The sequence below is a fragment of the Streptomyces sp. NPDC001100 genome (genome assembly GCF_053598575.1).
Map to the genome: position 1 here is coordinate 14,140 of NZ_JBSFKO010000010.1, position 23,904 is coordinate 38,043.

Below are 23,904 nucleotides of genomic sequence, written 5' to 3' on the forward strand. Positions count from 1 at the left end.
CCTGCTCGTCACGTGCTCCGCGGATGGTAGGCGAGCTGGCGCTCGACGCTCGCCGCGACGAAGTCACCGAGGCCGTTCACCACCTCACCGGCCTCCAGCCGGATCCCGCGGGCCAGGCCGGCTCCATCGAAGACGGTGTTCGTCTCGGCCAGTGCGGCCATTCCGGCGAGCGTCAGGAACCCGTTCCTACGACGGTGCTCGTCCATCAGACCGATGATCTTGTCCTGCACTTCCGGTCGGCTCCCCTGGTCGGTCAACTCGTAGGTGTCGATGGGTCGGACCGGTCTAGGCGGTCCGGACGGTCCGGGCGGGGCAGAAAGCCGTAGTGGATCATCCGCTTGCGCTCAAGGACGACGGCCAGGCCGGCGAGCGTGCCCATGGCCGGCGAGTACAGCACTGCCGGGAGATCGATCCGCCCGATCGCCCACGCGGCCACCCCGCCGAAGAACACGGCACCGACGAGACCGAAGGGCAGCGGATGCCGAACGGCTCGCTTGCGGGCCTCGGACGGAGGCAGATGCCCACCGAAGGCCCGATCAATGGCGAAGAACATCCGTTTGATCCGATCCACTGCTCTCTCCTCGCGATACATGGCCCGGCCCGAGCCCGGAGGCCCTCGCCAGGCCATGAGTCACGCCTGTGCCAGAACCCGGGCATCATACGGAGCACGGTGGGGCTACGACGTCAACTCCTTGTGCAGCCTTAGCCAGTGGTCCGGCGACACCTCGCCGACGAGGACGTGCGGGTCGAGGCGTGCGGCACGGAACGCGGCGTCCACGCGGTGCCTCGGGTGTGCCCGGCGGAGCGAGGCGTGCAGCGAGCCGCCCACTCCCGAGAAGCCCAGCTCGACCAGGTGCCGCCAGCCGCGCAGTTCGGCGGGTTCGAGGAGCGGGGTCCGGCGCCGTTCGATCCTAACGATCCCGGCGTCGACGCGCGGCACGGGACTGAACCGGCGCCGGTCGACCCGTCCGACCAGCCGCCAGTCGTGGCGCGGCCAGCTGCGTACCGTCAGCAGGGTCCAACTCCCGTAGTCCCCGGTGCGTTTGCGGGCGTACTCCAGTTGGGTGAGGAGGGTGGCGTCGGTGAGGGCGGGGGCGCGCAGGCACCAATCGACGATGTCGGCGGTGCGGGAGAAGGGCACGTTCCCGGCTACGGCGAACGGGGTGCGTGGGGGCCGGGTGTCCATGAAGTCACCGGCGACGACCCGCACTTGGGGTGTCTCCGCGAAGCGGGTGCGGAGTTTCGGTACCAGTCGGGGGTCGATCTCGTGGGCGTGGAGTTCGTGGCAGTGGGGCGCGAGTTTCGCGGTCAACGCGCCTTTTCCCGCGCCTACTTCGAGGAGGAGGGGGATCTGGTGGCCGTGGGGGACGGCCAGGCGGGCGACGAACTCTGCGGTGGCGCGGTCGGCGAGGAAGTTCTGCGAGAGCGCGCGGGAAACGCGGGTGGGGCGGGCCATGGCCTGCGGTCCTTGTCTTCCGTGAAGGGCATACGGGCAGACGAAGGCCCCGACCGGAAGAACAGGGAGAACCGACCGCGGACCGGACGAGCGTCGAGTCGGGTCCGCGGAGGTGTCAGCGGGCGTGGGCGCCCGGGCCGGTCAGGGCACCGGGGCCGCGGCGCATGCGGATCGCATACGTGCAGCTCCGGCCGAGACCGGAGTTCGTGATCGCGTTCGCGGCTGACATGTGAGGAACGCTAGGGCGTCGCATGGCGTGGGGCAACGGAATTTCGTGGTGGGAGACGCCATCCGGGGAGGCTGGTGTGGTTGTTCGGCGGGTGCGGGTGCGTTGTGGCTGGTCGCGCACTTCCCCGCGCCCCTGAAGGCCTCGTCTCATCGTTGATATCTCGCCAGCACCAAGTTGCCGTCCCTCTCCAGGCGTTGGCGTAGGCCGGTCAGAGTGATCGCGCCGTTGTAGTACTCCTGGAAGGCCGGGGTGGCCACCTTGTCCTTCCATTCCGGGTAGCCGCGTACCGACTGTGCGGGAGCCGGGACGAGGTCGTCGGCGAGTGCCGTACCGGTGGCCCAGTCGTCCTTCGTGGTGTGCAGGGCCGGGTCCTTGAGGGCCTGCGTGCCGGTGGGGAGCATCCAGTCGCCGAGGGCCAGGCGGACCATGTTCTTGGGCTGGAGGAGGAAGTCGACGAACTCGGCGGCCTCCTTCTTGTGCGGGCTGTCCTCGGCGATGGACAGGGTCTGCGGGCTGACGCCCTGGGCCAGGCCGTCGACGCCGGCGGGTGCGGGCAGCACCTGCCAGTCGAAGCCCTTCGGCGCCTGCTGCGCGATCTGCTGGCGGTAGGAGAAGCCGAGCGGGACCATCGCGTACTTGCCGCCGAAGAACCCGGGCAGGGTGTCCGAGCCGCCGCTGCCGAGGGTGGTGGGCGAGGCACTGTGGTCCACGTCCGCCTGGTCGTGGATCGTGCGGGGGACGACCTGGTCGGCCGCGTCGAAGCGGACAGTCACCTTGCCGTCCGCGCCCCGCCGGAACAGTTCACCGCCCGTCGAGAGAGACAGGTTGAGCGTGGCGGACACGGGTTCCTTCAGCGGCCAGGCCACGCCGTACTTTCCGTCACCGCTCAGCTGCCGGGTGACGGCCCTGAACTCCGGCCAGGTCCAAGGGTGTTCGGGGGTCGGGATGCGTACGCCCGCCTTCTTCAGCCAGGTCGCGTTGGCGACGAGTACCCGTGGTTCCTGGAGGAACGGCACGCCGTAGATCCCGTTCCCGAAGGTCGCCGTCTCCCAACTGCGCTGCGGTATCTCGGACTTGAGCCGGGCCGGGAGCAGGTCCCGGAGGTCGGCGAGGTAGCCGCCGTATGCGAAGTCCGCGAGGTCGTCGGAGGCGTCGTGGATGATGTCCGGCGCCTCACCGCCCTCGAAGGAGGTGAGCAGCTGGTCGTGAACACTGTCCCAACTGCCTTGTACGTAGTCGACCTTGACGTCCGGATGGGTCGCGTTCCACTCCTTCACCAACTCCTTGTTGGCGGTGACGGACTCCTCCTGCCAGGCGAGGGACTGGAAGCGGAGGGTGATCCTGCCGTTCGCGGAGTTGTCTCCGCCGCCGCCCGTACAGCCGGCGAGGAGCAGGGTCAGGGCGAGGGCGAGGATCCAGCGGGGGCGCATCAGCTCTTCACCGCCCCGGTGAGCATGCCGCCCGTGATCCGGCGCTGGATCAGGGCGAAGACGAGCAGGGAGGGGAGGGTCGCGAGGAACGCGGCGGCGGCGAGCGGGCCGAGGTCGGCGACGCCCTCCGCGCCGATGAAGTGGGTGAGGACGACCGGCAGGGTCTGGTGCTCCGGGGTCTTGAGCAGGACCAGTGCGAAGAAGAACTCGTTCCACGCGGTGACGAACGCGAACAGCGCCGTCGCCACGATGCCGGGCGCGAGCAGCGGTGCCGTCACCGACACGAGGGTGCGGAGTCTTCCGGCGCCGTCGACCGCCGCCGCCTCCTCCAACTCGGCCGGTACCGCCCGGACATAGCCGACGAGCATCCACAGCGCGAACGGCAGCGACCACACCACGTAGACCAGCACCAGCCCGGCCAGTGAGTCGATCAGCCGCAGGTTCTTCAGCACCAGGAACAGCGGGATGATCACCAGCACGAACGGGAACGCCTGGCTGACCACCACCCACCCGGTGGCGGCCCGCGCGAGCAGTGTGCGGCGCCGGGCCATGACCCACGCCATCGGTGTCGCGATCACCACGGCGATCAGTGCGGCCCCGAGCGCGGCGAGCAGGGAGTTCGACGCGGCGTGCAGCAGCGGCTGTTCGTCGAAGGCCTGGCGGAAGTTGGCGAGGGTGGGGTGCCGGGGGATCCAGGTGGGGTGCAGACTGCCCAGCTCGCGCGGGGACTTGAAGGCGGTGGAGAGCAGCCAGAGGAAGGGGAAGGCGAGGAAGACGAGATACGCGAGCAGGGCGACGTACTGTCCGGCGCGCGCCCCGGTGCTCGTTCTCAAGCCTGTGGTGCTGCTGGTCGTGGTTCTGGTCCTGGTCCTGGTCCTGGTTCTCACGAGTCGTCTCCTCCCCGAAGTCGGCCTACGAGGAAGACGGCGAGCAGCACCGAGATCACCGCGACCATCACGCATCCCATCGCCGCCGCATACCCGAACTGGCCGTAGCGGAAGGCCTCTTCGTAGGCGAAGAGCATGGGCAGCCGGGTGCGGCCGCCGGGTCCGCCGCTGGTCAGGACGTAGACCAGGGCGAACGAGTTGAAGTTCCAGATCAGGTTGAGGGCCGTGATCGACAGTGCCACCGGTCTGAGGGCGGGCCAGGTGACCGTGCGGAAGCGGCGCCAGGCTCCGGCGCCGTCGACCGCCGCCGCCTCGTGGAGTTCGCGCGGGGTGTTCTGCAGTCCGGCGAGCAGGGCGACCGTCGTCTGGGGCATGCCGGCCCAGACGCCGACGACGATCACGGCGGGCAGTGCGGTCGACAGACTGCTGAGCCAGTCCCGGCCGTCACCGAGGCCGACGTTGCGCAGGGTCTCGTTGAGAATGCCGGCGTCCGGGTTGTAGACGATCCGCCACATGATGCCGACGACGACCTCGGGCATCGCCCACGGGACGATCGCCAGCGCACGGGCGAGCCATCTCAGCCGCAGGTCCTGGTTGAGCAGCAGGGCGAGGCCGAGGGCCAGCAGGAACTGCGGCACGGTCACCCCGACCGCCCACACCAGCCCGATACGGAACGACTCCCAGAACAGCGTGTCGTGCAACAGGTCCCGGAAGTTGAGGCCGCCGATCCACTGCGTTGGCGCGGTCCGGCCCGACTGGGAGTCGGTGAAGGCGAGCAGGACGCCGTAGAGGAGGGGGCCGACGCTGAGCACGAGGATCGGGATCAGGGCGGGCAACACCAGGAACCAGGCCGCGTGGTCGGAGCCGCGCCCCTGCCGGCCCCGGCTGCGCGCGCGGCCCGGCGGTCTCCGCACCTCCGGCACCGATACCCCCGTCACCGATGTCATGGAATCAGCCCCTTTGCACGGCCCGGTCGGGCCCCGTCATGGTCGTGAAGGCCGTGTGCCTCGTCAAGGCACCTCGCATGCCGTCCCACCTGTGCGAATGCGACACTGGCCGTCGGATGGCGGGAACCCGACGCCGTACGCACACGCACAGGGACGACACGGAGGCGGACGATGGACGAGGCACGGGCCCGGGACGTACTGGCCGCGGCGGACGTACTGTCCGCTCCGGCGCGGGACGCGCGGCTCCTCGCCCTCGGCGAGAACGCGGTGTTCGCCGCCGGTGACCTGGTCGTCAAGGTGGGCCGCGACGCCGAACTCCTCGACCGTGCGCGGCGCGAGCTGGACGTCGCGGTGTGGCTGGCCGAGGCGGGCGTGCCCGCGGTGCGGGCCGCCGACCCGAAGCCGCGCCTCGTCGAGGGACACCCGGTGACCGTGTGGCACCGGCTGGCCGATTCCGTACGTCCGGCCGAACCCCGGGATTTGGCCGAACTGCTACGCCTCGTCCACGCGCTTCCCTCCCCCTCCTTCGAACTCCCGCCCCGCGAGCTGCTGGGCGGTGTGGAGCGCTGGCTGCGACTCGCGGGCGACGCGATCGATCCGGCGGACTCGGCGTATCTGCGGGAGCGTCGCGACGGTTTCGCGGCTGCTGCCGCCGCGCTCACGCCCCATCTGCCGCCGGGGCCGATCCACGGCGACGCGCTGCCCCGCAATGTGCACGTCGGTCCGGACGGGCCGGTTCTGGTCGACCTGGAGACCTTCTCCGCGGATCTGCGCGAGCACGACCTGGTGGTGATGGCTCTGTCCCGCGACCGGTACGGCTTCCCGGCCCGGGCCTACGACTCGTTCACCGAGGCGTATGGCTGGGACGTGCGGGAGTGGGACGGCTGCGGGGTGCTGCGCGGTGCCCGGGAGACGGCCAGCTGCGCCTGGGTTGCCCAGCATGCGCCGAGCAACCCTGAGGCGTTGGCCGAGTTCGAGCGTCGGGTGGGGTCTTTGCGGGACGGGGACGAGACGGTGCGGTGGTTTCCGTTCTGAGCGCCTATTGATCGGGGGCAACAGGGATTCGGGCGACCGACGGTCCGGTGTGGCTGGTCGCGCAGTTCCCCGCGCCCCTTTGGGGCGCTGCCCCTCGGGGCGCTTTCGGAGCTCCCGGGTTCAGACCGTCTCGTCCTCAAGCTCGCGCAGCGGCCAGGTGCCGTCCACCACCGCGTCCTGGTCGCCCTTGCGGCGCAGGAAGCTCTGGAAGTCGGCGGCCCATTCGGCGTACCACTCGATCTGGCGGCGGTGGAGTTCGGCGGGGCCGAGGGCGGCGACCTTGGGATGGCGGTCGGCTATCGCACCGGCCAGCCGGGCGGCGGCGAGGGCGTCGGCCGAGGCGTCGTGGGCGGTGTCGAGGACCACGCCGTACTCCTGGCAGACCGCTTCGAGGTTGCGCTTGCCGCGGCGGTAGCGGTCGACGGAGCGGTCGATCGTGTACGGGTCGATGACCGGGGCGGGGTCGGTGCCGCCCAGGCGGTCGCGCAGGGACGGCAGTCCGTGTCGGCGCAGCTCGGCGGAGAGCAGGGTGAGGTCGAAGGCCGCGTTGTAGGCGACGACGGGGACGCCCGTCTTCCAGTAGGTCGTGAGGACGTCCGCGATCGCGTCGGCGACCTCGTCGGCCGGGCGGCCCTCGGCGGTGGCGCGTTCGTTCGTGATGCCGTGCACGGCGACGGCGTCGGCCGGGATCTCCACGCCGGGATCCGCCAGCCACTCGCGACGGCCCGCCGGCCGTCCGCCCCTGACCTCTATGACCGCGCCGGTGACGATGCGCGCCTCGCGCGGCTCCGTGCCGGTCGTCTCCAGGTCGAAGCCGATGAGCAGCTCCTGGTGCCAGGCCATGACGGCCCCCCTTCTCGGTGGTGCTTTCCCCCAGTGGTCTCCACCTTCGCATGAGCCACTGACAATCCGAGGACCGCGTTCCGCTTACCGCCGGACCGGCCTCGGACAGGTCAGGACACCGGTCGCGAATCCGCCCACATCTGCTCGAACTCATCGCGATAGGTGGGGAAAAGACCGCTGTCGTCCATTTCATCCGACTTGACGAGCCGGCTTCCGTTTCGCAGCACCAGCACCGGCGCCTCCATGCCGCGGCTGCGGCGCAGATAGGACTGCACGACGGCTATGCCGTCCGAGCCGTCGCCGTCGACGAGGTACGCCGTGAAGCGCGGTGTCTCGTCGAAGACCTGGATCTCGAAGGCGCCCGGGTCGTGCAGCCGGGACCGCACCCGTCGCATGTGCAGGATGTTCATCTCGACGGCGCGGCTCAACTCGCCCCGCTTTATGCCGAGTTCACGCTCGCGCCGCTTCACCGCGCTGGAGGCCGGGTTGAGGAACAGCAGCCGTACGCGACAGCCCGACTCGGCGAGGCGGACCAGCCGTCGGCCGGAGAAGTTCTGCACGAGGAGGTTGAGGCCGATGCCGATGGCGTCGACGCGGCGGGCGCCGCCGAAGATGTCCTCGGCCGGGAACTGCCGCATCAGCCGTACCCGGTCGGGGTGGACGGCGACCACGTCGGCGAAGCGGTCGCCGATCAGTTCCTCGACCGCGTCGACGGGCAGCCGGCGGGCCGAGGGCACGTCGCTGCCGGCGCCGAGGGTCTCCAGGAGTTTCGCGGAGGCCCGCTCGGCCTGGTTGAGGACGGCCTCGGAGAGGGCACGGTTGCGGGAGACGACGTTGCGCGTCACTTCGAGTTCGTCCAGGGCGAGTTCGACATCCCGGCGCTCGTCGAAGTACGGCTCGAAGCAGGGCCAGTGCTGCACCATCAGCTCGCGCAGCTGCGGCAGGGTCAGGAAGCTGAGGACGTTGTCGTCGGCCGGGTCGAGCAAGTAGCCCTTGCGCCGGCTGACTTCGCGGACGGCGACCGCGCGCTGCACCCACTCCTGGCCGGCCGGACCGGCCGCGGCGACGACCCACTCGTCGCCGTGGACGGGTTCGTAGATGGGACGGAGGACGGCGGCCACGACGGCGCGCAGCCGCTGTTCGACCAGGTTCAGCCAGATGTAGGCGCGGCCGGCTCGCTGGGCGCGCGTACGCACCTCGCGCCAGGCGTCGGCGTCCCAGTCCAACTCCGGCCCAATGGAACCAGCCGCGTCCATCGGACGTGCCAGGGACACCGCGCCGGGCGGGACTTCTGCGGAGTTCCCCTCGTGACTCTCGTCACCAGGGGGCAACTCCAGCCCTCCCGAGCCCACCCGTGCACCGCCTTCCGCTCCCCCGAGCTCTCCCCAGTCTCAACGATCAAGGAAGGGTACTCCGGGACCGGTCGGCGGTGCAGCCGGATGGACAGGGTCGTTTCTCAACTTCCGCCGTTCACATTGCCGTTCTGGTCGGCGAGCGCGGCCGGAGTGAGCGGATTCATAGCGGTGACGTCGCGCGGGGCGATGGAGAATCCCTGCCAGTGGACCGGCATCGGCTGCTGGTCCTCGTCGCGGGCGATGTGGTGGAAGCCGACGTTCACCCAGACCACGGGCTGGGTGAGGGTCTGTCCGTTGACCCACTTGTCGACCTGCTTCGGGTGCCCCGCACCGCAGTTGGGCAGGTTGTCGCTGGCGAACTGCTCGCACTTGTTGTACTGGGTGAAGTACACGTCGTGCTGGGTGAAGCTGCGGCCCGGGTACTTGGTGGTGGGGCCGGGGACTATCTCGTAGGACCGGGCGTGGTTGTCCTTGTTCTTGCCGGTCGCGCTGACGATGCGCCACCAGCGCATGTTCTTCGCGTCGCCCACGAGTTCCTTGGTGACCTTGGTCAACGTGGTCTTGTTGGTGGGGGTGTTGGCGCCGCGCGGGGTGACCACGGAGTCGTACTGCTCGACACGGCCCTTGGAGGAGCCGTCGAGCGCGAAGTCCAACTTCCAGAAGACGTCGTGCTGGTGGCTCGTCGCGTACGCCGTGGCGCCCTTGCCGAGGGGCCAGCCGCGGCCGTCGCCCGCGTCGTAGTCGTAGGGCGAAAGGCTGCCGGTGGCACCGACGTTCATGTTGATGGTGCCGTCGTCCTGGAAGCGCCACTCGGTGATGTACTCGTACCAGCCGACCTGGTTGACCGTGTAGACGAGGAAGTCCTTGCCCTGGGTCTGGAAGACCTTGTTGGCGCTGTCGCCCTGCATACGGAAGGCGTGGCCGCGCGAACGGGTCGTCGTGCAGAGGCCCTTGACGTTCGGGTGGGCCGGGTCGATCGCGTCGGGGACCTTGACGGTCTTGATGGTGCCGCCGGGACACTCGCCGGGCTGCATGTTCATCAGGCCGGTGCCGAAGCCGTACTGCGTGAGGTCGCTGTACTCGTTCTTGCCGTCGTCGTACGGGACGTGGATCTGGGCGAGCTTCGCGTCGGCGAGCACCTTGATGGGGGCGGCCTCGCCGGGCGGCTGGTAGGAGATGTTCTCCAGGACGAGGCCGGCCTCGCGCTCGTAGTGCCAGCACATCCGCCAGGTGGTGCCGGTGGAGAGCTTCTGCTCGATGGTGTAGGCGGCGCTGCAGCCGGGGGCGGCGGCGCTCGGCGCGGCCTTCGGCTGGGCGACGGCCGGGCCCGCGCCCGCGGTGGCACCGGCGGCCAGGGCGGCCACCGTGAGGGCCACGGCCCCCCGACTGCGGGCACGGCTGATTCTGTTGACGCGCATGAAGAAGTGACTCCCTTACAGGAGAAGCAAGTTGGGACAGTGAACGAAGGAGGGCGCGATCCACGTGGGTCGGTGCGGACGGCGCGATCGGCTCAGCCGGTGAGCTTGCCGACCTTGCGGGCGCTCAGGTCGATGACGAAGTCACGGGCGTCGATCCACGGCCCGTTCTTGACCTTCGGGAACAGCCGCACGCAGCGGTGCTCGCCGCACTTGTCGAGGACGCCGGACTGCCGTCCCGGAGTGGCCTTGTAGATCATGGCGGTCACCAACAGCTGGTCCGGTGAGGTGAGTTCGTTGCCGGTGGCGTCCTTGTAGTCGGCCTTCAGGCCCGCGCCGAGCGGGTCGGCGAGGAGCAGCTGGGCCGCCTCGACGTCCTCGGCGTGGCTCGCCGGCGGCTGCACTCCGTGCTGGGTGCCGGTCTGCTCGACCTTGCCGGTGTCCAGGTTGACGGTCTTGGTGACGACCGTGTCGTCCTTGTAGTCGTAGAACGTCACGTCCGCGCGGCGCGGCGCGTTCGGGTTGTCCAGCTCGTCGGGGTTCGGGTCGGCGAGTTCGACGTCGAGGCGCTGCGGGCCGCGCTTCCCGTCCACGTTCTCACTGGAGTTGAGGAACTGCTGGTTCACAGCGAGCTGTTCGACCCGCTTGGTCTCGTCCTCGGTGAGCGGGTCGCGGCCCTTGCCCTTCTCGCCCTCGGCCGGGGCCTGTTGCACGACACCGGGTGCCGCGCCCACTCCGTCCGCCGCCTGCTGGGCGGATCCGGCGGCCTTTCCGGTGCCCCCCGACTCGTCGGCCCCCGCCGTGCCCGGCAGGGTGACGGCGACCATCACGGCGGTCCCGGCCACCGCTATGGCCGTACCCGCCACCACTTTGCCCAGGTGGCGGTGCACTGTCCTTCGCACATCTCCCCCTACTCCCCCTGGGTCCATCCCCGGACCTCTGGGAGTGGTGTCTGTCCCACTTGGTTCCGCATACGGCATACGTCGTATGCACTGGTCATTTGGTAAGAGGGATGTAAGTCATAGGTGGTTCCCTCACTTTCGGGGAGACTCAGGGGCAAGGCGCCCCGGTGGCGGGGCCCGGCTGAAAGAGTCGTGACCATGCAGGTCTGGCCTGGAGAGGCGTATCCACTCGGTGCCACGTACGACGGCGCCGGCACCAACTTCGCGGTCTTCACGGAGGCCGCGGACAGAGTAGAGCTGTGTCTGCTGCACGACGACGGCTCGGAGACGGCGGTGGAACTGCGCGAGAGCGACGCGTTCGTGCGGCACGCGTACGTGCCCGGCATCATGCCCGGACAGCGCTACGGCTTCCGCGCGCACGGCCCGTACGCTCCCGAGCGCGGCCAGCGGTGCAACTCCGCGAAGCTGCTGCTCGACCCGTACGCGAAGGCCGTCAGCGGATCGATCGCCTGGGGCGAGGAGGTGTACGGCTACCACTTCGACGCCCCCGACAAGCGCAACGACCTGGACTCGGCCCCGCACACGATGTCGTCGGTCGTGGTCAACCCGTACTTCGACTGGGGCGACGACCGGCGGCCCCGGCGCGGCTACCACGAGACGGTGCTCTACGAGGCCCACGTCAAGGGTCTGACCATGCTCCACCCGGGGCTGCCGGACGAGCTTCGCGGCACGTACGCGGCGCTCGCGCACCCGGCGGTGATCGAGCACCTGGTGGAGCTGGGGGTGACCGCCCTGGAGCTGATGCCGGTGCACCAGTTCGTGAACGACCACCGGCTGGTCGACATGGGGCTGAACAACTACTGGGGCTACAACACGATCGGCTTCTTCGCCCCGCACAACGCGTACGCCTCCTGGGGCGACCGCGGCCAGCAGGTCCTGGAGTTCAAGTCGGCGGTGCGGGCGCTGCACGAGGCCGGGATCGAGGTCATCCTGGACGTCGTCTACAACCACACCGCCGAGGGCAACCACCTGGGCCCGACGCTGTCCTTCAGGGGCCTCGACAACCCGTCCTACTACCGGCTCGCGGACGATCCCCGCTACTACATGGACACCACGGGGACGGGCAACTCGCTGCTCATGCGGTCCCCGCACGTGCTCCAGCTGATCATGGACTCGCTGCGCTACTGGGTCACCGAGATGCACGTCGACGGCTTCCGCTTCGACCTCGCGGCCACCCTGGCCCGGCAGTTCCACGAGGTGGACCGGCTGTCGTCGTTCTTCGACCTCGTCCAGCAGGACCCGGTGGTCTCCCAGGTGAAGCTGATCGCGGAGCCCTGGGACGTCGGCGAGGGCGGCTACCAGGTGGGCAACTTCCCGCCGCTGTGGACCGAGTGGAACGGCAAGTACCGCGACACCGTGCGGGACCTGTGGCGGGGCGAGGGACGGGCGCTCGCGGAGTTCGCGTCCCGGCTGACCGGCTCCTCCGACCTCTACCAGGACGACGGCCGTCGCCCCCTGGCCTCCATCAACTTCGTGACCTGCCACGACGGGTTCACGCTGAACGACCTGGTGTCGTACAACGAGAAGCGCAACGACGCCAACGGCGAGGACAACCGCGACGGCGAGAGCCACAACCGGTCGTGGAACTGCGGTGCCGAGGGCGAGACCGACGACCCGGCCGTCCTGGAGCTGCGCGCCCGCCAGATGCGCAACTTCGTGGCCACGCTGATGCTGTCCCAGGGCGTGCCGATGGTCAGCCACGGGGATGAGTTCGCGCGCACCCAGGGCGGCAACAACAACGCGTACTGCCAGGACAGCGAGCTGGCCTGGGTGAACTGGCCCGAGGAGGGCACCGAGCCTTCGGGGCTGCTGGCCTTCACGCGCGCGTTGGTGTGGCTGCGCAAGGAGCATCCGGTGTTCCGGCGCCGGCGCTTCTTCCACGGGCGGCCCGTGGAGGGCACCCACGACGAGCTGTCGGACATCGCCTGGTTCACCCCGGAGGGCAAGGAGATGGCCCAGCGGGACTGGGACTCGGCGCAGGCGTCCGCGCTCTCGGTGTTCCTGAACGGCAACGCCATCTCGGAGCCCGGGCAGCGCGGGGAGCGCATCGCCGACGACTCCTTCCTGATGATGTTCAACGCCTCCCCGGAGACGCTGGACTTCGTGGTGCCGGTCAATCACGGGCGCCAGTGGGAGGTGATCGTGGACACGGGCCGCGCGGAGGGGGTGCCGGCGGGCACGGGCGCGAAGGTGAAGGCCGGGGACCGGCTCACCCTGGTGGACCGCAGCATGACGGTGCTGCAACGGCCCACCTAGGAGGGCTCCCGGTCCGTGGACCGGATGCCGGGGTCGATGACACGAAGGGCGGCCGGGCGGGTAGACAGGTCTGCATGACACCTGAACGACCCGACCCGGCAGTGCCCACGGCCACCTACCGGCTGCAGCTGCAGCCCGAGTTCCCGTTCGCGGCGGCCGCGGCGGCCGTGCCGTACCTGGCGTCGCTCGGCGTCTCGCACCTGCACCTGTCCCCCGTCCTGGAGTCCGTCCCCGGTTCGACGCACGGCTACGACGTCGTGGACCACGCGCGCGTGCGGGACGAACTCGGCGGCGAGGACGGTCTGCGGGCCCTCGCGCGGACCGCGCGGGAGCACGGTCTCGGTCTGGTGGTGGACATCGTGCCGAACCACATGGCCATGGCCCCGTCCCACAACCACGCCCTGTGGGAGGTGCTCAGGGAGGGCCCCAAGTCGCCGTACGCGCGCTGGTTCGACATCGACTGGGAGGCGCAGGGCGGGCGGTTGCTGCTGCCTGTGCTGGGCGGACCGGTCGGCTCCGAGATGGAGCATCTGGAGGTCGACGGTGACGTGCTGCGCTACTACGACCATGTGTTCCCGCTGCGTGCGGGCACCGGGGAGCTGCCGTTGCCGCGGCTCCTGGACGCGCAGTGGTACCGCCTGGGGTGGTGGCGGCTGGCCCGCACCGAGCTCAACTACCGGCGCTTCTTCAGCATTTCGGAGCTGATCGGGGTGCGCGTGGAGGACCCGGAGGTCTTCGACGCCACGCACGGCAAGATCCTGCAGCTGCTGCGCGAGGGCGTCGTGGACGGGCTGCGCGTCGACCACCCCGACGGCCTCGCCGACCCCGACGACTACCTCCGGCGGCTGCACGAGGCGACCGGGGGCCGCTGGACGGTCGTGGAGAAGATCCTCGCGGACGGGGAGCGGCTGCCGGCGTCCTGGCCCGTCGCGGGCACCACCGGCTACGACGCCCTCAGGCACGTCGACGGGCTGTTCACGGACCCGGCGGGGGCGGGGGAACTCCTGGGCCAGTACCGGAGGTTCGCGGCCCCGCAGCCGGACCGCGGCGGGCACTGGGAGGCGACGGTGCGGCGGGCGGCGTACAAGGTGATCACACACGAGCTGGACGCCGAGACGGACCGGCTGACCCGGGTCGCGAGCCGGCTGTGTGCCGCGTCCCCGGAGCCCGCGCTGCGCGACCGGGCCCCCTGGGCGCTGCGGACCGCGCTGGTGGAGCTCCTGGTGCGCCTGGAGGTCTACCGGCCGTACACCTCGGGCGACACCGCGGCCGTCGTCACCGAGGAGGCCGCCGCCGAGGCCCGGCAGGCGTTCGTCGTCGCGGAGGAGGCGGACGCCGTCGACGTCGTACGGGATCTGCTGCTGGGGCGGTACGGGGACGGGCCCGAGGAGGTCGAGTTCCGGGTCCGGTTCGCGCAGACGGCGTCCGCGCTGCGGGCCAAGTCCGTGGAGGACACGGCCTTCTACCGCTATGTGCCGCTGCTGTCGGCGACCGAGGTGGGCGGCGACCCGGGCAGCCCGGCGGTGTCCCCGGAGGACTTCCAGGCGTACTGCGCGCGCGTGCAGCGCGACTGGCCGGCGGCGGGCACGGTGCTGTCGACCCACGACACCAAGCGCAGTGCCGACGTACGGGCCGCGCTGGCCGTGCTCACCGAGGTGCCGGAGCGGTGGGCGGACGTGCTGACCGAGGTGACCCGTACCGGTGACGGTGTGCCGGACGCGCAACTGGCGTGGGCGGCCTGGCAGACGGTGTTCGGTCTCGGCCCGGCGGACGCGGAGCGCGTCCAGGGGGCCCTGTTGAAGCATGTGCGGGAGGCGGGCCTGCACACCAGCTGGACGGAGCAGCAGCCGGCGTACGAGGAGGCGGTGGCGGCGTTCGTCGCGGCGGGCCCGTGCGGGCCGCCCGGTGAGCGCGTGGCCGCCTTCCGCGCGGCGCTGGAGCCGCACATCCGGGCGAACGTGCTGGGCGCCGCGCTGCTCCAGCTGACGATGCCGGGCGTGCCGGACCTCTACCAGGGCACCGAGGCCGAGTACCTGGCCCTGGTCGACCCCGACAACCGGCGGCCCGTGTCGTTCCCGCCCCCGGAGGCGGGCGCCAAGGGTGCGGTGACGGCCGCCGCGCTGCGGCTGCGGGCCCGGCGCCCCGAGGCCTTCGGCGACGCGGCGACGTACGCCCCGCTGGCGGCTCAGGGCCCGGCGGCGGCGCACTGTGTGGCGTTCGCCCGTTCCGGGGCAGCGGTCACGGCCGTGACCCGGCTGTCGTCACGCCTCGCGGAGGCGGGCGGCTGGCGCGACACGGTGCTCCCGCTGCCGCCGGGCCGGTGGGCCGATGTGCTCGCTCCGGAGCGGCGGTTCGCGGGGCACGCGCGCGTGGCGGAGCTTTTCGAGCTGTCGCCGGTGGTGCTGCTGGAGATCTCCGACTAGGTCCGTACCCGGAGGGTCCGGGGTGAGCGGCGGACCAGGTCGTCGGGCACGTGCGGGGCGCCCGGTGCGCGGCGCAGGCCCGGCAGGGCGGTCAGGAGGGCCCGCAGTCCGTGTTCGGCCGTGAGACGGGCGAGCAGGGCGTCGGGGCCGGTGCCGTGGGCGAGCGGTCCGGGGTCGGTGCGGAAGGCGTCGTAGCGGTCCGGGTCGGTGAAGCGTTCCGGGTCGCGTCCCGCGGCGCCGAGCAGACAGGCGACGGTGGCTCCGGCGGGTATCGGGCCGACGGGCGCGACGGCCCGGCGCAGCACGATGTGCAGCGGCGGATCACGGCGCAGGGACTCCGCCCAGGCGCCCGGCGTGAGCTCGGGGCGGGCGCGCAGCACATCCAACTGGCGCGGATGGTCGAGGAGGTTGGCGAGGAAGGACGCGAGCGCCCGCGCGGTGCTCTCGCCGGCCGCGCCGAGCAGCGTGCCCACCAGCCCGGTGACGGTGTCGTCCGAGAGCGGGGCGCCGCCGCGCCGCGCGGTGCACAGCACGGACAGCAGGTCACCGCCCGGGTGGGCTCGGCGCCGGGCCGTCAACGGGCGCAGGAAGGCGCCCAGTTCGGGACGGCCGCCCCCGGAGGGGCCGAGCCCGGTGCGGCACCAGCGGTGCACCCGCGCGGTCTCCTCGTACGGCAGCCCGAGCGCGGCCACGGCCGTGGCGGTGGGCAGCCAGTCGCAGAACTCGGCCACCAGGTCGGCGTCCTCGCGGGCGGCGAGGCGGCGGGCGAGGACGTGGGCGCTGCGTTCGACGGCGGCGGTCAGGGCGGCGAGCGCGGGCCCGTGCAGGGCCCGGTCCAGGAGCCGCCCCGCCTCGGGGGCGGCCGGGTGCCCGTCACCGGGCAGGGCGACCAGCCGCGGGTCGGCGAGGGCCGCGCGGACATCGTCGTAGCGGCTGAGGAGCCAGGCTCCGAACGGCTCGTCGTACACGAGCGGGTAGTGCGTGCGGAGGGTGCGGTAGAGCCGATACGGGTCCTGTACGGCAGTCCGCAGGCTCGGCGGTCCCGGTGGGCGGGGCGGGGCGCCCGCTGTCCGGGGGACGGTCACGTCCGTGAGACACAGCACCGCCGTCCGCTCCCGTGGTCGCAGCTGCGCCCCGCACCGTCCAGGAGGCGCGCGGCCGGTCGTCCGCGTCCTGCGCGCACGCGGCTTCCCCCAGCCGACCACCGCACCGCGCCGACCGCACCTCCCTTACGGCCGTTCGAGTGAGGCGGCCGCGCCACGGCCTACGGCGTGCGGCGGGTCCCCGGCCACCGGCTCGCACCCGCGTACGGACCCGGGGCGCGGGTCGGGCGGCGGGCGTGCGGTGGCGGGCCGGGAGGGCGGTGTTCGTGATACGGGGGCACGCGCGTGTGCACGACGACGACATCACCGGAGGGGAGCGCGGGGGCCTGCGAAGCCCCCTGGAAATCTCCGGGCCCCTGCTGGCACCAACGCGCCTACCGGCTGCCGGTAAATGCCCCTGGGCGCCCCCTGTAGCCTCCCCCGCGGTCTTCTTGACAGTTCACAGAGGCCATGAAGTACTGCGGTTGCAAAGCCGGGGCGGAGTAGTCGGGGGTGAGTCTCCTGCCGGAGTTGCGATACCCCAGTGTGGCCGAACTGGTCTCGTCCGCGCGGGCGTTGGCCGCTCACCGGCCGGCCTTGTGCACCCTGCGCCAAGTAGGTGTCTCCCGCGCGGGCAGACCCCTTCATCTGCTGTCCGTGGGGCACGCCCGGCGCGCCGTCCTGGTGGTCGCGGGCGCCCACGCCAACGAGCCGACCGGCGGCTCAACACTCCTCGCACTCGCCGAACGGGTGGTCCGCGATCGGGAGTTGAGGTCGGACACCGCCTGGCACTTCCTGCTCTGCGCGGACCCGGACGGGGCGAGCCTGCACGTCACCCCGGCGCCGCGCAGCCTGTTCGACTACCACCTCGGCTTCTTCCGCCCGGCGGGCCCGGAGCAGCCCGAGTGGTCGCCCTCCGTGCTGCCGCCCGATCAACTGCCCCCGGAGACGCGAGCCTTGACCCGGGTGATCGACGAGCTGCGGCCCTATCTCCAGGTGACCCTGCACGGCACCGATCTGGGCGGCAGCTGGGTGCAGCTGACGAAGGACATACCGGGGCTCGCCGAACCGTTCGCCAAGTCGGCGGCGGAGCTGCACATCCCGGTGGAGAGGGGCGCCTCGGACGCGGCGGGCTGGCCCGCCGCGGGGCCCGGGGTGCATGTGATGCCGGCGCCCGGTTCGGACGCGGCCTACCCGAGCATGCCGGACGACGCCCGGCACAGCACCTGGTACCACGCGCACCGCTACGGCGGCCTGACCGCGGTCGTGGAGGTCCCGATGTGGGCGAGCGACCTGGTGGACGACCCGGCACCGCATCCCGCCCCGGCGGCGGCGTTACGGCGGCTGGCGCGCCGGCTGCTGCGGGACGGGCGGGAGGTGGAGCGGGTGCTCGCCGAGGCGCTGCCGCGGCTCCAGGGCGTCGACGGGCCGCTGCTGCGGGCCGCCAAGTGGGCGCTGGAGCTGGTGCCCGGCCTGGCCGCGGACTGGACGCACACCGCGCCGGCCGACACCACGATGGCGTACGTCGGCAGTGTGGACGCCTTCGGGCGGCGGCTGCCGTTACGGGCGGCGGCGATGCTGCTGCGAGTGCTGCGGGAGACCGACGACCGCGCGGCGCCTCGGCTGGAGCACCTCGTCGCGTCCTGGAGCGACGCCTTCGCGGAGCGCTTCCGCGCCCGCTGGGTGCCGTTGGAGCACCAGGTGGAGCATCAGTCCCGCACGGTCGTGGCGGCGGCGCTGTACGCGCGCGAGCAGGCGGAGCAGGCGGGGACGATCGGCGAGGCCCCACACGCGCGTGCCCGACGCTCGGCCTGACCCCGCCCGCGCCGCGCCGCTCAGCCGTCCAGCGCGAACACGTCTCCCGTCCGCGCCCCCAGGACGCAGCGGTTCGAGAAGGTCCTCGTGTAGTCGACCTGGCGTCCCTTCCACTCCCCGCGCGCGTGGGCGGTCACCGGGGCGTAGATCATCGGGCAGAGCACGCTTCTGGCCGGGACGGCGTCGATGTCACCGCCCGCCGCGGCCAGTTCGGCGCAGGCCTCGGCCGCGTGGGCGTGGCCCTGGGGCGGGTCGCACAGGAGGAGGGTCCCGCGTGTGTCACTGGAACGGCCGTCGCCCCGGGTGACGGTGAGGTAGAGCCAGTCGCCCCGGAGGCCGTGCCGGGGCGCCGCCTGGGCGGGTGTTTGACCGGCGGCGAGGAGCACGGTCGCTGCGAGCAGGGCACCCCGGAGGGCGGTGGTTCGGGAGGTGTACGTCATTCCAGATGCATCGGCACCGTCTCCTCGGTACCCCAGCCCGCCTCACCCGTACGGGAGCGCGCGGGCGGGTGCCGCCGGGCCAGTTCGAACGCGCTGAGCACCACGCGCGACTGGTACTCGACCTGGCGTGCGACCGGGATCCAGCGCGCCCCGAAGCCGTCCCGGTAGTCGGCGCACCACTCGTCGATCAGCCGGTCCAGCTCCGGCAGCACACCGGCCGGGTCGCTCCCGGAGGAGACGACGAGCTGGTACAGCAGCCCGGCCGTGCGCAGGGCGAGGCGCCGGCCCGCGATGCGCAGGGCCGCGAGATGCGCGGTGTTGAGCGGCGGCAGCGGGCGCGCGGCACTGGTGTCGACATCGGGGTCCCACGCGTCCGCGAGTCCGGGGCACACCAGTAAATAGTCGTCGACCGGCGCGAGCAGCCGCGCCGCGTCGGGCACGAGAAGGGTTCGGGGCAGCCGACCGGACGTGGCAGCAGGCGCGGGCGCCGGAGCGGGAGCGGGAGCGGGACGAACGGTGTCGTGCCGGGGGCGGCTCTCGGCCGCGTCCGGTGTCGGGGGTCCCGCCACGCCGGCACGGGAGAGCGTCCCCGCCTCCCCGACGCCCGCGCACGGCCGGACCTCCCCCGGCTCCGTCGCCGCCCCGCCCTGCACGAACGGCCGTATCCGCGCGAGGAGTTGTTCCAGGATGCGGGTGTCGCGGCGCAGGGTGTGGCTCACGGTGCGCAGGACCGCGTCCGCGTCGGCGGGCGGGGTGCCGTCCTCGACGCCGGCCACGCCCCACATCGGTGCCTCCACGACCGCGGTGACCGTGCCGTGCCGGTGCGGGTGGAACCAGGTCGACTCGACGGCGGCCTCGGTGATGGCGGCGGCCAGATCGCCCCGGCGCGGTGGTGGGATGCGGTAGACGGCGGGGCCGATGCTGGGCCAGTACAGGGTGTCGTACGGCCCGAGTTCACGCGGGATGCCGAGGCGGGCCGCGGTGTGCGCGACGCGTTGGGCGAGGCCCGGGAGGTCGCGGGTCAGTTCGACGAAACCGCCGCCCACGTCGACGCCGTGCAGGGAGCACTGGAGGAAGGGCCGCAGCTCGTCCTGGACCTCCAACAGGGCGCGGGTTTCCGGGAGTCGGGCCCCGGCCGCGCCGTCCGGCAGCCACTCGGGCTGTTCCAGGAAGCCGGGCCGGAAGAAGTTCCGGAAGTAGCGGCCGAGACTGTAGGGGCCGGACAGCCAGCCCTCGTTGCGGCGCGAGCCGTCGGGGTCGAGGGACAGCAGCAGGTTCCAGGTGGCGTCGGCGCCCTCGCTCAACCGGGGGTCGGCGAGGACCCGTTCGGCCAGGCGCAGCACCGTCGCGCCGCCCACGGGCTCGTTGGCGTGCGGTCCGGCGACCACGAGGGCCTGGCGGCTGCCGTGGCCCACGGAGAGCAGCCACAGGGGCGTACCGGCGCGGGAGGTCCCGACACGGCGAAGCCGGGCGTCCCGGGGGCGGCGGGCGACGAGCGCGGCGGCCTGGGCCCCCAGCTCGTCCACGGACGGGTAGCGGAGGAGTGGTGGCAGGGCACACCTCCACGAAAGTGGTGCCGTCGGTTCACCTGATGTGCATGGTGTACGCACAGTCAGTCACGGCCCGAGGGGTACGTCAACACCGCCGTACGCAAAGGGATTTCACGCACACCCAAGATCGCCACATCGGGTAAAGCCCAGGCCAGAGGTGAGGTGGAGCTGAGTTCGAGCCCGGGTCGGGATCGCGTCGAGCCCGGGTCGGGATCGCGTCGGGCTCAGTTCACGGCGAGCCGGAACGCCATCCGTCCGAAGCCGATCTGATCGCCCTCCCGGACGACGGCCGCGCCGATCACCCGACGACCGTTGACCGTCGTGCCGTTGGTCGAACCGAGGTCGCGCAGCACCCACATGCCGCCCTGGCGGCTGAGTTCGGCGTGCACCCGGGACACCGTCTCGTGGGTCAGCCGCAGCCCGTTGGCGGGGTCACGGCCGATGCGCAGCGGGTGTCCGTTGCCCGGGTGGGGCAGCAGCAGCTTGGGGAGCCGCTCGGCCTGCCAGGCCCTGCGCAGCCGTACCGTGAACCCGGAGACGGCCTCAACGGTGCCGAACAGGGCGCGCGAGAGGCGGCTTTCGGTGGGCAGGTCGGCGGTGAGGGCCACGAGTTCCTCGGACCGCCGGGCGGCGAGCGCCAGCTCCATGCGGCGGATGAACGTGTCGTGCGAGAGCCGTCCCATGGCGACGCCGTCATGGAGGACCTTGAGCGCCTTGTCGCGCTCCGCGTCGGACAGCCGCGCGGGGTACGTGTGGAACTCGAAGGACGACGTCACGCTCGTGATTGTCGGGCAGTGAACCCCGGGTGTCCAGAAGACGCGGAAACGGCCCGCACGCGCGCGAAGATGACGACACCTGCTCCAAAGGGGTGGATTCAAAAGCGGATTGATCTCGTTTGAAGCACGATGGACGGGCTACATCCCGGTGAGCAGACGAAGGGGAACCGTCCGTGCAGTTCGAGGTGTGGGCACCAGAGGCAGACCGTGTGACGCTCCATCGCGACGACGCCACGCGCGCGTTGGAACGCGATCCCGGGCGCGTGGGGTGGTGGAGCGGCGAGGCCGAGGCGAGTGACGGCACGCGGTACGGGTTCGCGGTCGACGACGGCCCGCCGCTGCCCGACCCGCGCTCGCGCCGCCAACCGGACGGCCCGGACGGCCTGAGCGCCGTCGTCGAGCACGAGCGGTACGCGTGGCGCACCGCCGCCTGGCCGGGGCGCCCGCTCCCGGGAGCGGTGCTCTACGAGCTGCACGTCGGCACGTACACGCCCGAGGGCACCCTGGACGCGGCGGCCGACCGGCTCGGCCACCTCGTCGAACTGGGCGTCACCCACGTCGAGTTGATGCCCCTGTGCCCGTTCCCCGGCCGGCACGGCTGGGGTTACGAGGGCGTCTCCCTGTGGGCCGTGCACGAACCCTACGGCGGTCCCGAGGGGTTGAAGCGGTTCGTCGACCGCGCCCACGAACTCGGTCTGGGCGTCGTGCTCGACGTGGTGCACAACCACCTCGGCCCGTCCGGGAACTACCTGCCCGCGTTCGGCCCCTACTTCACGGACACCCACCAGACCCCCTGGGGCAGCGCCGTGAACCTGGACGCGCCCGGCTCGGACGAGGTGCGTGCCTTCCTCCTGGGCAGCGCGCTGGCGTGGCTGCGCGACTACCGGATCGACGGGCTGCGGCTCGACGCGGTGCACGCGCTGAAGGACACGCGCGCGTGCCACTTCCTGGAGGAACTGTCCGCCGCCGTCGACGCGTTGGCCGCCGAGACGGGCCGGCCGCTCTTCCTGGTCGCCGAGTCCGACCTGAACGACCCGCGCGTGGTCACCCCCCGCGCGGAGAACGGTCTCGGACTGCACGCGCAGTGGAACGACGACTTCCACCACTCTCTGCACACCGCGCTGACGGGTGAATCGCAGGGTTACTACGCGGACTTCGCGCGGGCCCCGCTCGATGCGGTCGCCAAGACGCTCACGGGCGGCTTCTTCCACGACGGCACCTATTCGAGCTTCCGGGGCCGGCACCACGGCCGCCCCCTGGACCGCGCGCGTGTGGCCGCCCACCGGCTGCTCGGCTACAGCCAGACCCACGACCAGATCGGCAACCGCGCCCAGGGGGACCGCCTTTCGGCGACCCTCTCCCCCGGTCTGCTGGCCTGTGCGGCGGCGCTGACGCTCACCGGCCCCTTCACCCCGATGCTGTTCATGGGCGAGGAATGGGCGGCCGGTACACCCTGGCAGTTCTTCACCGACCACACCGACCCGGACCTCGCGGACGCCGTACGGCGGGGCAGGCGGCGGGAGTTCGCGGCGCACGGCTGGGCCGAGGAGGACGTGCCCGACCCGCAGGACCCGGCGACCCGCGACCGCTCCTGCCTGGACTGGTCGGAACCGGAGCGCGAGCCCCACGCGCGCATGCTGGCCTGGTACCGGCGGCTCGTCGCGCTCCGGCACGAGCAGCCCGACCTCACCGATCCCGACCTCAGCGACACCAAGGTGGCCTACGACGAGGACGCCCGCTGGCTCGCCCTCCGACGCGGCGACGTACGCGTCGCCGTGAACCTCGGCAAGGAACCGGCCGCGATCCCTCTGGGCACCCGCCCGGCGGAGGTCCTGGCCGCGTGGGAGCCGGTGGTGGCGCCCGGGGCGGACGGGTTGCTGCGGCTGCCCGGTGAGTCGTGCGTGGTGCTGGCGCAGGCGTAAACGCTTGCGCAAAGGCTTGCGTAAGCGTTTGCGCACACGCTTGCGCAGACGTTTGCGCAAGCGTTTACGTAGACGTTTACGCGCTACAACTCCCCTTCCCCGTCCCGCAGTTCCGTCACGCGCTCCAGCAGGATCGCCTCCCAGGTGCGGCGCAGCTGGGTCCTGAGGAGCGGCAGGGGGCCGGTGTCGGGGTCGAGGTCGGTGCCGCGGCCCTTGAGGCGGTCGGCGAGGCGGACCACCGTGTCGCAGCGGGCGAGCCACAGGCCGCGCAGGCAGGGGCGGGCGCCGTAGCCGGCGAGGGTGGCGGCGCGTACGGCTGCGGGGGCGCCGACGGCCAGCGCGAGCCCGGCGATGTCCTCGGCGGGGTCGCCGAGGACCGCGTCGGTCCAGTCCAGGACGCCGCGCACCCGGCCGTCCGCGCTCACCACGAGGTGCTCGCCCTTGAGGTCGTGGTGGACGAGGACCGCGGTGGCGGACTGCGCGGCGAGCTGGACCGCGCCGGGCTGGGTGAGCTGGTGGAGGCGGGCGGCGTCGAATTCGTCGGCGGCGGCCAGCCGTTCGGCCGCCCGCTCGGCGGCGCGGCGCAGTGCCTCCAGGGAGCGCGGGGCGGCGCGCGGGACGCCGAGCGCCTCGGCCTGCCGGACCGGTACCTCGCGCAGTCCCGTGAGCAGCCCGGCGAGGTCGGCCTCGCCGACGGCGGAGACGTCCTGGGCCTCGCCGGACCGGCCGGGCACCTTGGTGTCCAGCGTGTAGGTGAGTCCGGGCGCCCACTCGCCGTGCGCCACGCTCGTCGGGACGGCGACGGGCAGGTACGGCCGTACGAGGTCGCGCAGACGCAGTTCACGGCGTTGCCGGAGGGTGGCCTCGCGGTTCGGGGCGAGGCGCAGCACATGGCGGGTGCCGACCCACCACGTGGAGTGCTCGCCGCCCTCGGCGACGGGCCGGACCTCGGGGCCGGTGCTGTCGGCCGCGCTGTCCTTGAGCAGGGAACGGACCAGTTGTCGGACGGTGTCCGCGGTGGGTGTCGGTGCCTGGGTCATGGTCGCGCCGTCGCCGTTCGGGGTGTCGGGGCTCCTGGTCG

The 23,904-nt window shown here is 72.0% G+C and carries 20 protein-coding genes; 5 read left to right on the forward strand and 15 right to left on the reverse strand.

Going from position 1 to position 23,904, the window contains the following annotated elements; translation table 11 throughout:
• Window positions 1-8: 8 nt before the first annotated feature.
• The 6 genes from ACWDEW_RS16375 to ACWDEW_RS16400 form a co-directional block, all read right to left on the reverse strand.
• Complete coding sequence (locus ACWDEW_RS16375) at window positions 9-230, reverse strand: hypothetical protein (protein WP_450513417.1); 222 nt, start codon at window positions 228-230, stop codon at window positions 9-11.
• 23 nt (window positions 231-253) lie between these two features.
• Complete coding sequence (locus ACWDEW_RS16380; RefSeq protein ID WP_450513419.1) at window positions 254-571, reverse strand: hypothetical protein; 318 nt, start codon at window positions 569-571, stop codon at window positions 254-256.
• A gap of 105 nt (window positions 572-676) precedes the next feature.
• Window positions 677-1,456, reverse strand: coding sequence for an ErmE/ErmH/ErmO/ErmR family 23S rRNA (adenine(2058)-N(6))-methyltransferase (gene erm, locus ACWDEW_RS16385; protein ID WP_450513421.1), 780 nt, complete (start codon window positions 1,454-1,456; stop codon window positions 677-679).
• Between the two features lie 375 nt (window positions 1,457-1,831).
• Window positions 1,832-3,115: an ABC transporter substrate-binding protein gene (locus ACWDEW_RS16390; protein WP_450513423.1), complete on the reverse strand. Its 1,284-nt coding sequence runs from the start codon at window positions 3,113-3,115 to the stop codon at window positions 1,832-1,834.
• Window positions 3,115-3,948 carry a carbohydrate ABC transporter permease gene (locus tag ACWDEW_RS16395; RefSeq protein WP_450513425.1) on the reverse strand — a complete coding sequence of 278 codons (834 nt, stop codon included), beginning with the start codon at window positions 3,946-3,948 and terminating at the stop codon, window positions 3,115-3,117. Before ACWDEW_RS16395 ends, ACWDEW_RS16390 begins: the two co-directional genes overlap by 1 nt.
• A 50-nt stretch (window positions 3,949-3,998) precedes the next feature.
• Window positions 3,999-4,949: a carbohydrate ABC transporter permease gene (locus ACWDEW_RS16400; RefSeq protein ID WP_450513427.1), complete on the reverse strand. Its 951-nt coding sequence runs from the start codon at window positions 4,947-4,949 to the stop codon at window positions 3,999-4,001.
• A gap of 171 nt (window positions 4,950-5,120) precedes the next feature.
• On the opposite strand from ACWDEW_RS16400, the gene ACWDEW_RS16405 reads away from it, so the two are divergent.
• Window positions 5,121-5,984, forward strand: coding sequence for a phosphotransferase enzyme family protein (locus ACWDEW_RS16405; RefSeq protein WP_450513429.1), 864 nt, complete (start codon window positions 5,121-5,123; stop codon window positions 5,982-5,984).
• 120 nt (window positions 5,985-6,104) lie between these two features.
• Here ACWDEW_RS16405 and ACWDEW_RS16410 read toward each other — a convergent pair whose 3' ends face one another.
• The 4 genes from ACWDEW_RS16410 to ACWDEW_RS16425 form a co-directional block, all read right to left on the reverse strand.
• Entirely contained in the window at window positions 6,105-6,827 is a 723-nt protein-coding gene (locus tag ACWDEW_RS16410) for an exonuclease domain-containing protein (protein WP_450513431.1), read from the reverse strand.
• 110 nt (window positions 6,828-6,937) lie between these two features.
• Window positions 6,938-8,179 (reverse strand): SAV2148 family HEPN domain-containing protein, encoded by a 1,242-nt coding sequence (locus ACWDEW_RS16415; protein ID WP_450513433.1) that lies wholly within the window; start codon window positions 8,177-8,179, stop codon window positions 6,938-6,940.
• A 104-nt stretch (window positions 8,180-8,283) separates the two neighbouring features.
• Window positions 8,284-9,600, reverse strand: coding sequence for a copper amine oxidase (locus ACWDEW_RS16420; protein WP_450513434.1), 1,317 nt, complete (start codon window positions 9,598-9,600; stop codon window positions 8,284-8,286).
• Between the two features lie 92 nt (window positions 9,601-9,692).
• A complete protein-coding gene (locus tag ACWDEW_RS16425; protein ID WP_450513436.1) occupies window positions 9,693-10,499 on the reverse strand; it encodes a Tat pathway signal sequence domain protein in 807 nt (268 codons plus the stop codon).
• A 198-nt stretch (window positions 10,500-10,697) separates the two neighbouring features.
• On the opposite strand from ACWDEW_RS16425, the gene glgX reads away from it, so the two are divergent.
• Both glgX and treY read left to right on the forward strand, forming a co-directional pair.
• A complete protein-coding gene (gene glgX / locus ACWDEW_RS16430) occupies window positions 10,698-12,815 on the forward strand; it encodes a glycogen debranching protein GlgX (RefSeq protein ID WP_450513438.1) in 2,118 nt (705 codons plus the stop codon).
• 74 nt (window positions 12,816-12,889) lie between these two features.
• Entirely contained in the window at window positions 12,890-15,238 is a 2,349-nt protein-coding gene (treY, locus tag ACWDEW_RS16435; RefSeq protein WP_450513440.1) for a malto-oligosyltrehalose synthase, read from the forward strand.
• Here treY and ACWDEW_RS16440 read toward each other — a convergent pair.
• Window positions 15,235-16,341, reverse strand: coding sequence for a cytochrome P450 (locus ACWDEW_RS16440; RefSeq protein ID WP_450513442.1), 1,107 nt, complete (start codon window positions 16,339-16,341; stop codon window positions 15,235-15,237). The genes treY and ACWDEW_RS16440 overlap by 4 nt on opposite strands.
• A 492-nt stretch (window positions 16,342-16,833) precedes the next feature.
• Between ACWDEW_RS16440 and ACWDEW_RS16445 the strand changes: the two genes are divergently transcribed.
• On the forward strand, window positions 16,834-18,135 hold the full coding sequence (locus tag ACWDEW_RS16445) for a M14 family zinc carboxypeptidase (protein ID WP_450513443.1): 1,302 nt from the start codon (window positions 16,834-16,836) through the stop codon (window positions 18,133-18,135).
• Between the two features lie 20 nt (window positions 18,136-18,155).
• Here ACWDEW_RS16445 and ACWDEW_RS16450 read toward each other — a convergent pair whose 3' ends face one another.
• The 3 genes from ACWDEW_RS16450 to ACWDEW_RS16460 form a co-directional block, all read right to left on the reverse strand.
• Window positions 18,156-18,575, reverse strand: a complete 420-nt coding sequence (locus tag ACWDEW_RS16450) for an SSI family serine proteinase inhibitor (RefSeq protein WP_450513445.1) — start codon at window positions 18,573-18,575, stop codon at window positions 18,156-18,158.
• A complete protein-coding gene (locus ACWDEW_RS16455; protein ID WP_450513447.1) occupies window positions 18,572-20,101 on the reverse strand; it encodes a M14 family zinc carboxypeptidase in 1,530 nt (509 codons plus the stop codon). Before ACWDEW_RS16455 ends, ACWDEW_RS16450 begins: the two co-directional genes overlap by 4 nt.
• Before the next feature lie 248 nt (window positions 20,102-20,349).
• A complete protein-coding gene (locus tag ACWDEW_RS16460; RefSeq protein ID WP_019071455.1) occupies window positions 20,350-20,901 on the reverse strand; it encodes a DUF1707 and FHA domain-containing protein in 552 nt (183 codons plus the stop codon).
• 173 nt (window positions 20,902-21,074) lie between these two features.
• Between ACWDEW_RS16460 and treZ the strand changes: the two genes are divergently transcribed.
• A complete protein-coding gene (gene treZ / locus ACWDEW_RS16465) occupies window positions 21,075-22,823 on the forward strand; it encodes a malto-oligosyltrehalose trehalohydrolase (RefSeq protein WP_450513449.1) in 1,749 nt (582 codons plus the stop codon).
• A gap of 83 nt (window positions 22,824-22,906) precedes the next feature.
• Here treZ and ACWDEW_RS16470 read toward each other — a convergent pair whose 3' ends face one another.
• Window positions 22,907-23,863: a phosphotransferase family protein gene (locus ACWDEW_RS16470; RefSeq protein WP_450513451.1), complete on the reverse strand. Its 957-nt coding sequence runs from the start codon at window positions 23,861-23,863 to the stop codon at window positions 22,907-22,909.
• Window positions 23,864-23,904: the final 41 nt, after the last annotated feature.

Excerpts from the sequence above, each read along its gene's own strand:
- erm (WP_450513421.1), bottom strand. The coding sequence starts at position 1,456 with ATGGCCCGCCCCACCCGCGTTTCCCGCGCGCTCTCGCAGAACTTCCTC.
- ACWDEW_RS16390 (WP_450513423.1), bottom strand. The coding sequence starts at position 3,115 with ATGCGCCCCCGCTGGATCCTCGCCCTCGCCCTGACCCTGCTCCTCGCC.
- ACWDEW_RS16400 (WP_450513427.1), bottom strand. The coding sequence starts at position 4,949 with ATGACATCGGTGACGGGGGTATCGGTGCCGGAGGTGCGGAGACCGCCG.
- ACWDEW_RS16405 (WP_450513429.1), top strand. The coding sequence starts at position 5,121 with ATGGACGAGGCACGGGCCCGGGACGTACTGGCCGCGGCGGACGTACTG.
- ACWDEW_RS16410 (WP_450513431.1), bottom strand. The coding sequence starts at position 6,827 with ATGGCCTGGCACCAGGAGCTGCTCATCGGCTTCGACCTGGAGACGACC.
- ACWDEW_RS16420 (WP_450513434.1), bottom strand. The coding sequence starts at position 9,600 with ATGCGCGTCAACAGAATCAGCCGTGCCCGCAGTCGGGGGGCCGTGGCC.
- glgX (WP_450513438.1), top strand. The coding sequence starts at position 10,698 with ATGCAGGTCTGGCCTGGAGAGGCGTATCCACTCGGTGCCACGTACGAC.
- treY (WP_450513440.1), top strand. The coding sequence starts at position 12,890 with ATGACACCTGAACGACCCGACCCGGCAGTGCCCACGGCCACCTACCGG.
- ACWDEW_RS16450 (WP_450513445.1), bottom strand. The coding sequence starts at position 18,575 with ATGACGTACACCTCCCGAACCACCGCCCTCCGGGGTGCCCTGCTCGCA.
- ACWDEW_RS16470 (WP_450513451.1), bottom strand. The coding sequence starts at position 23,863 with ATGACCCAGGCACCGACACCCACCGCGGACACCGTCCGACAACTGGTC.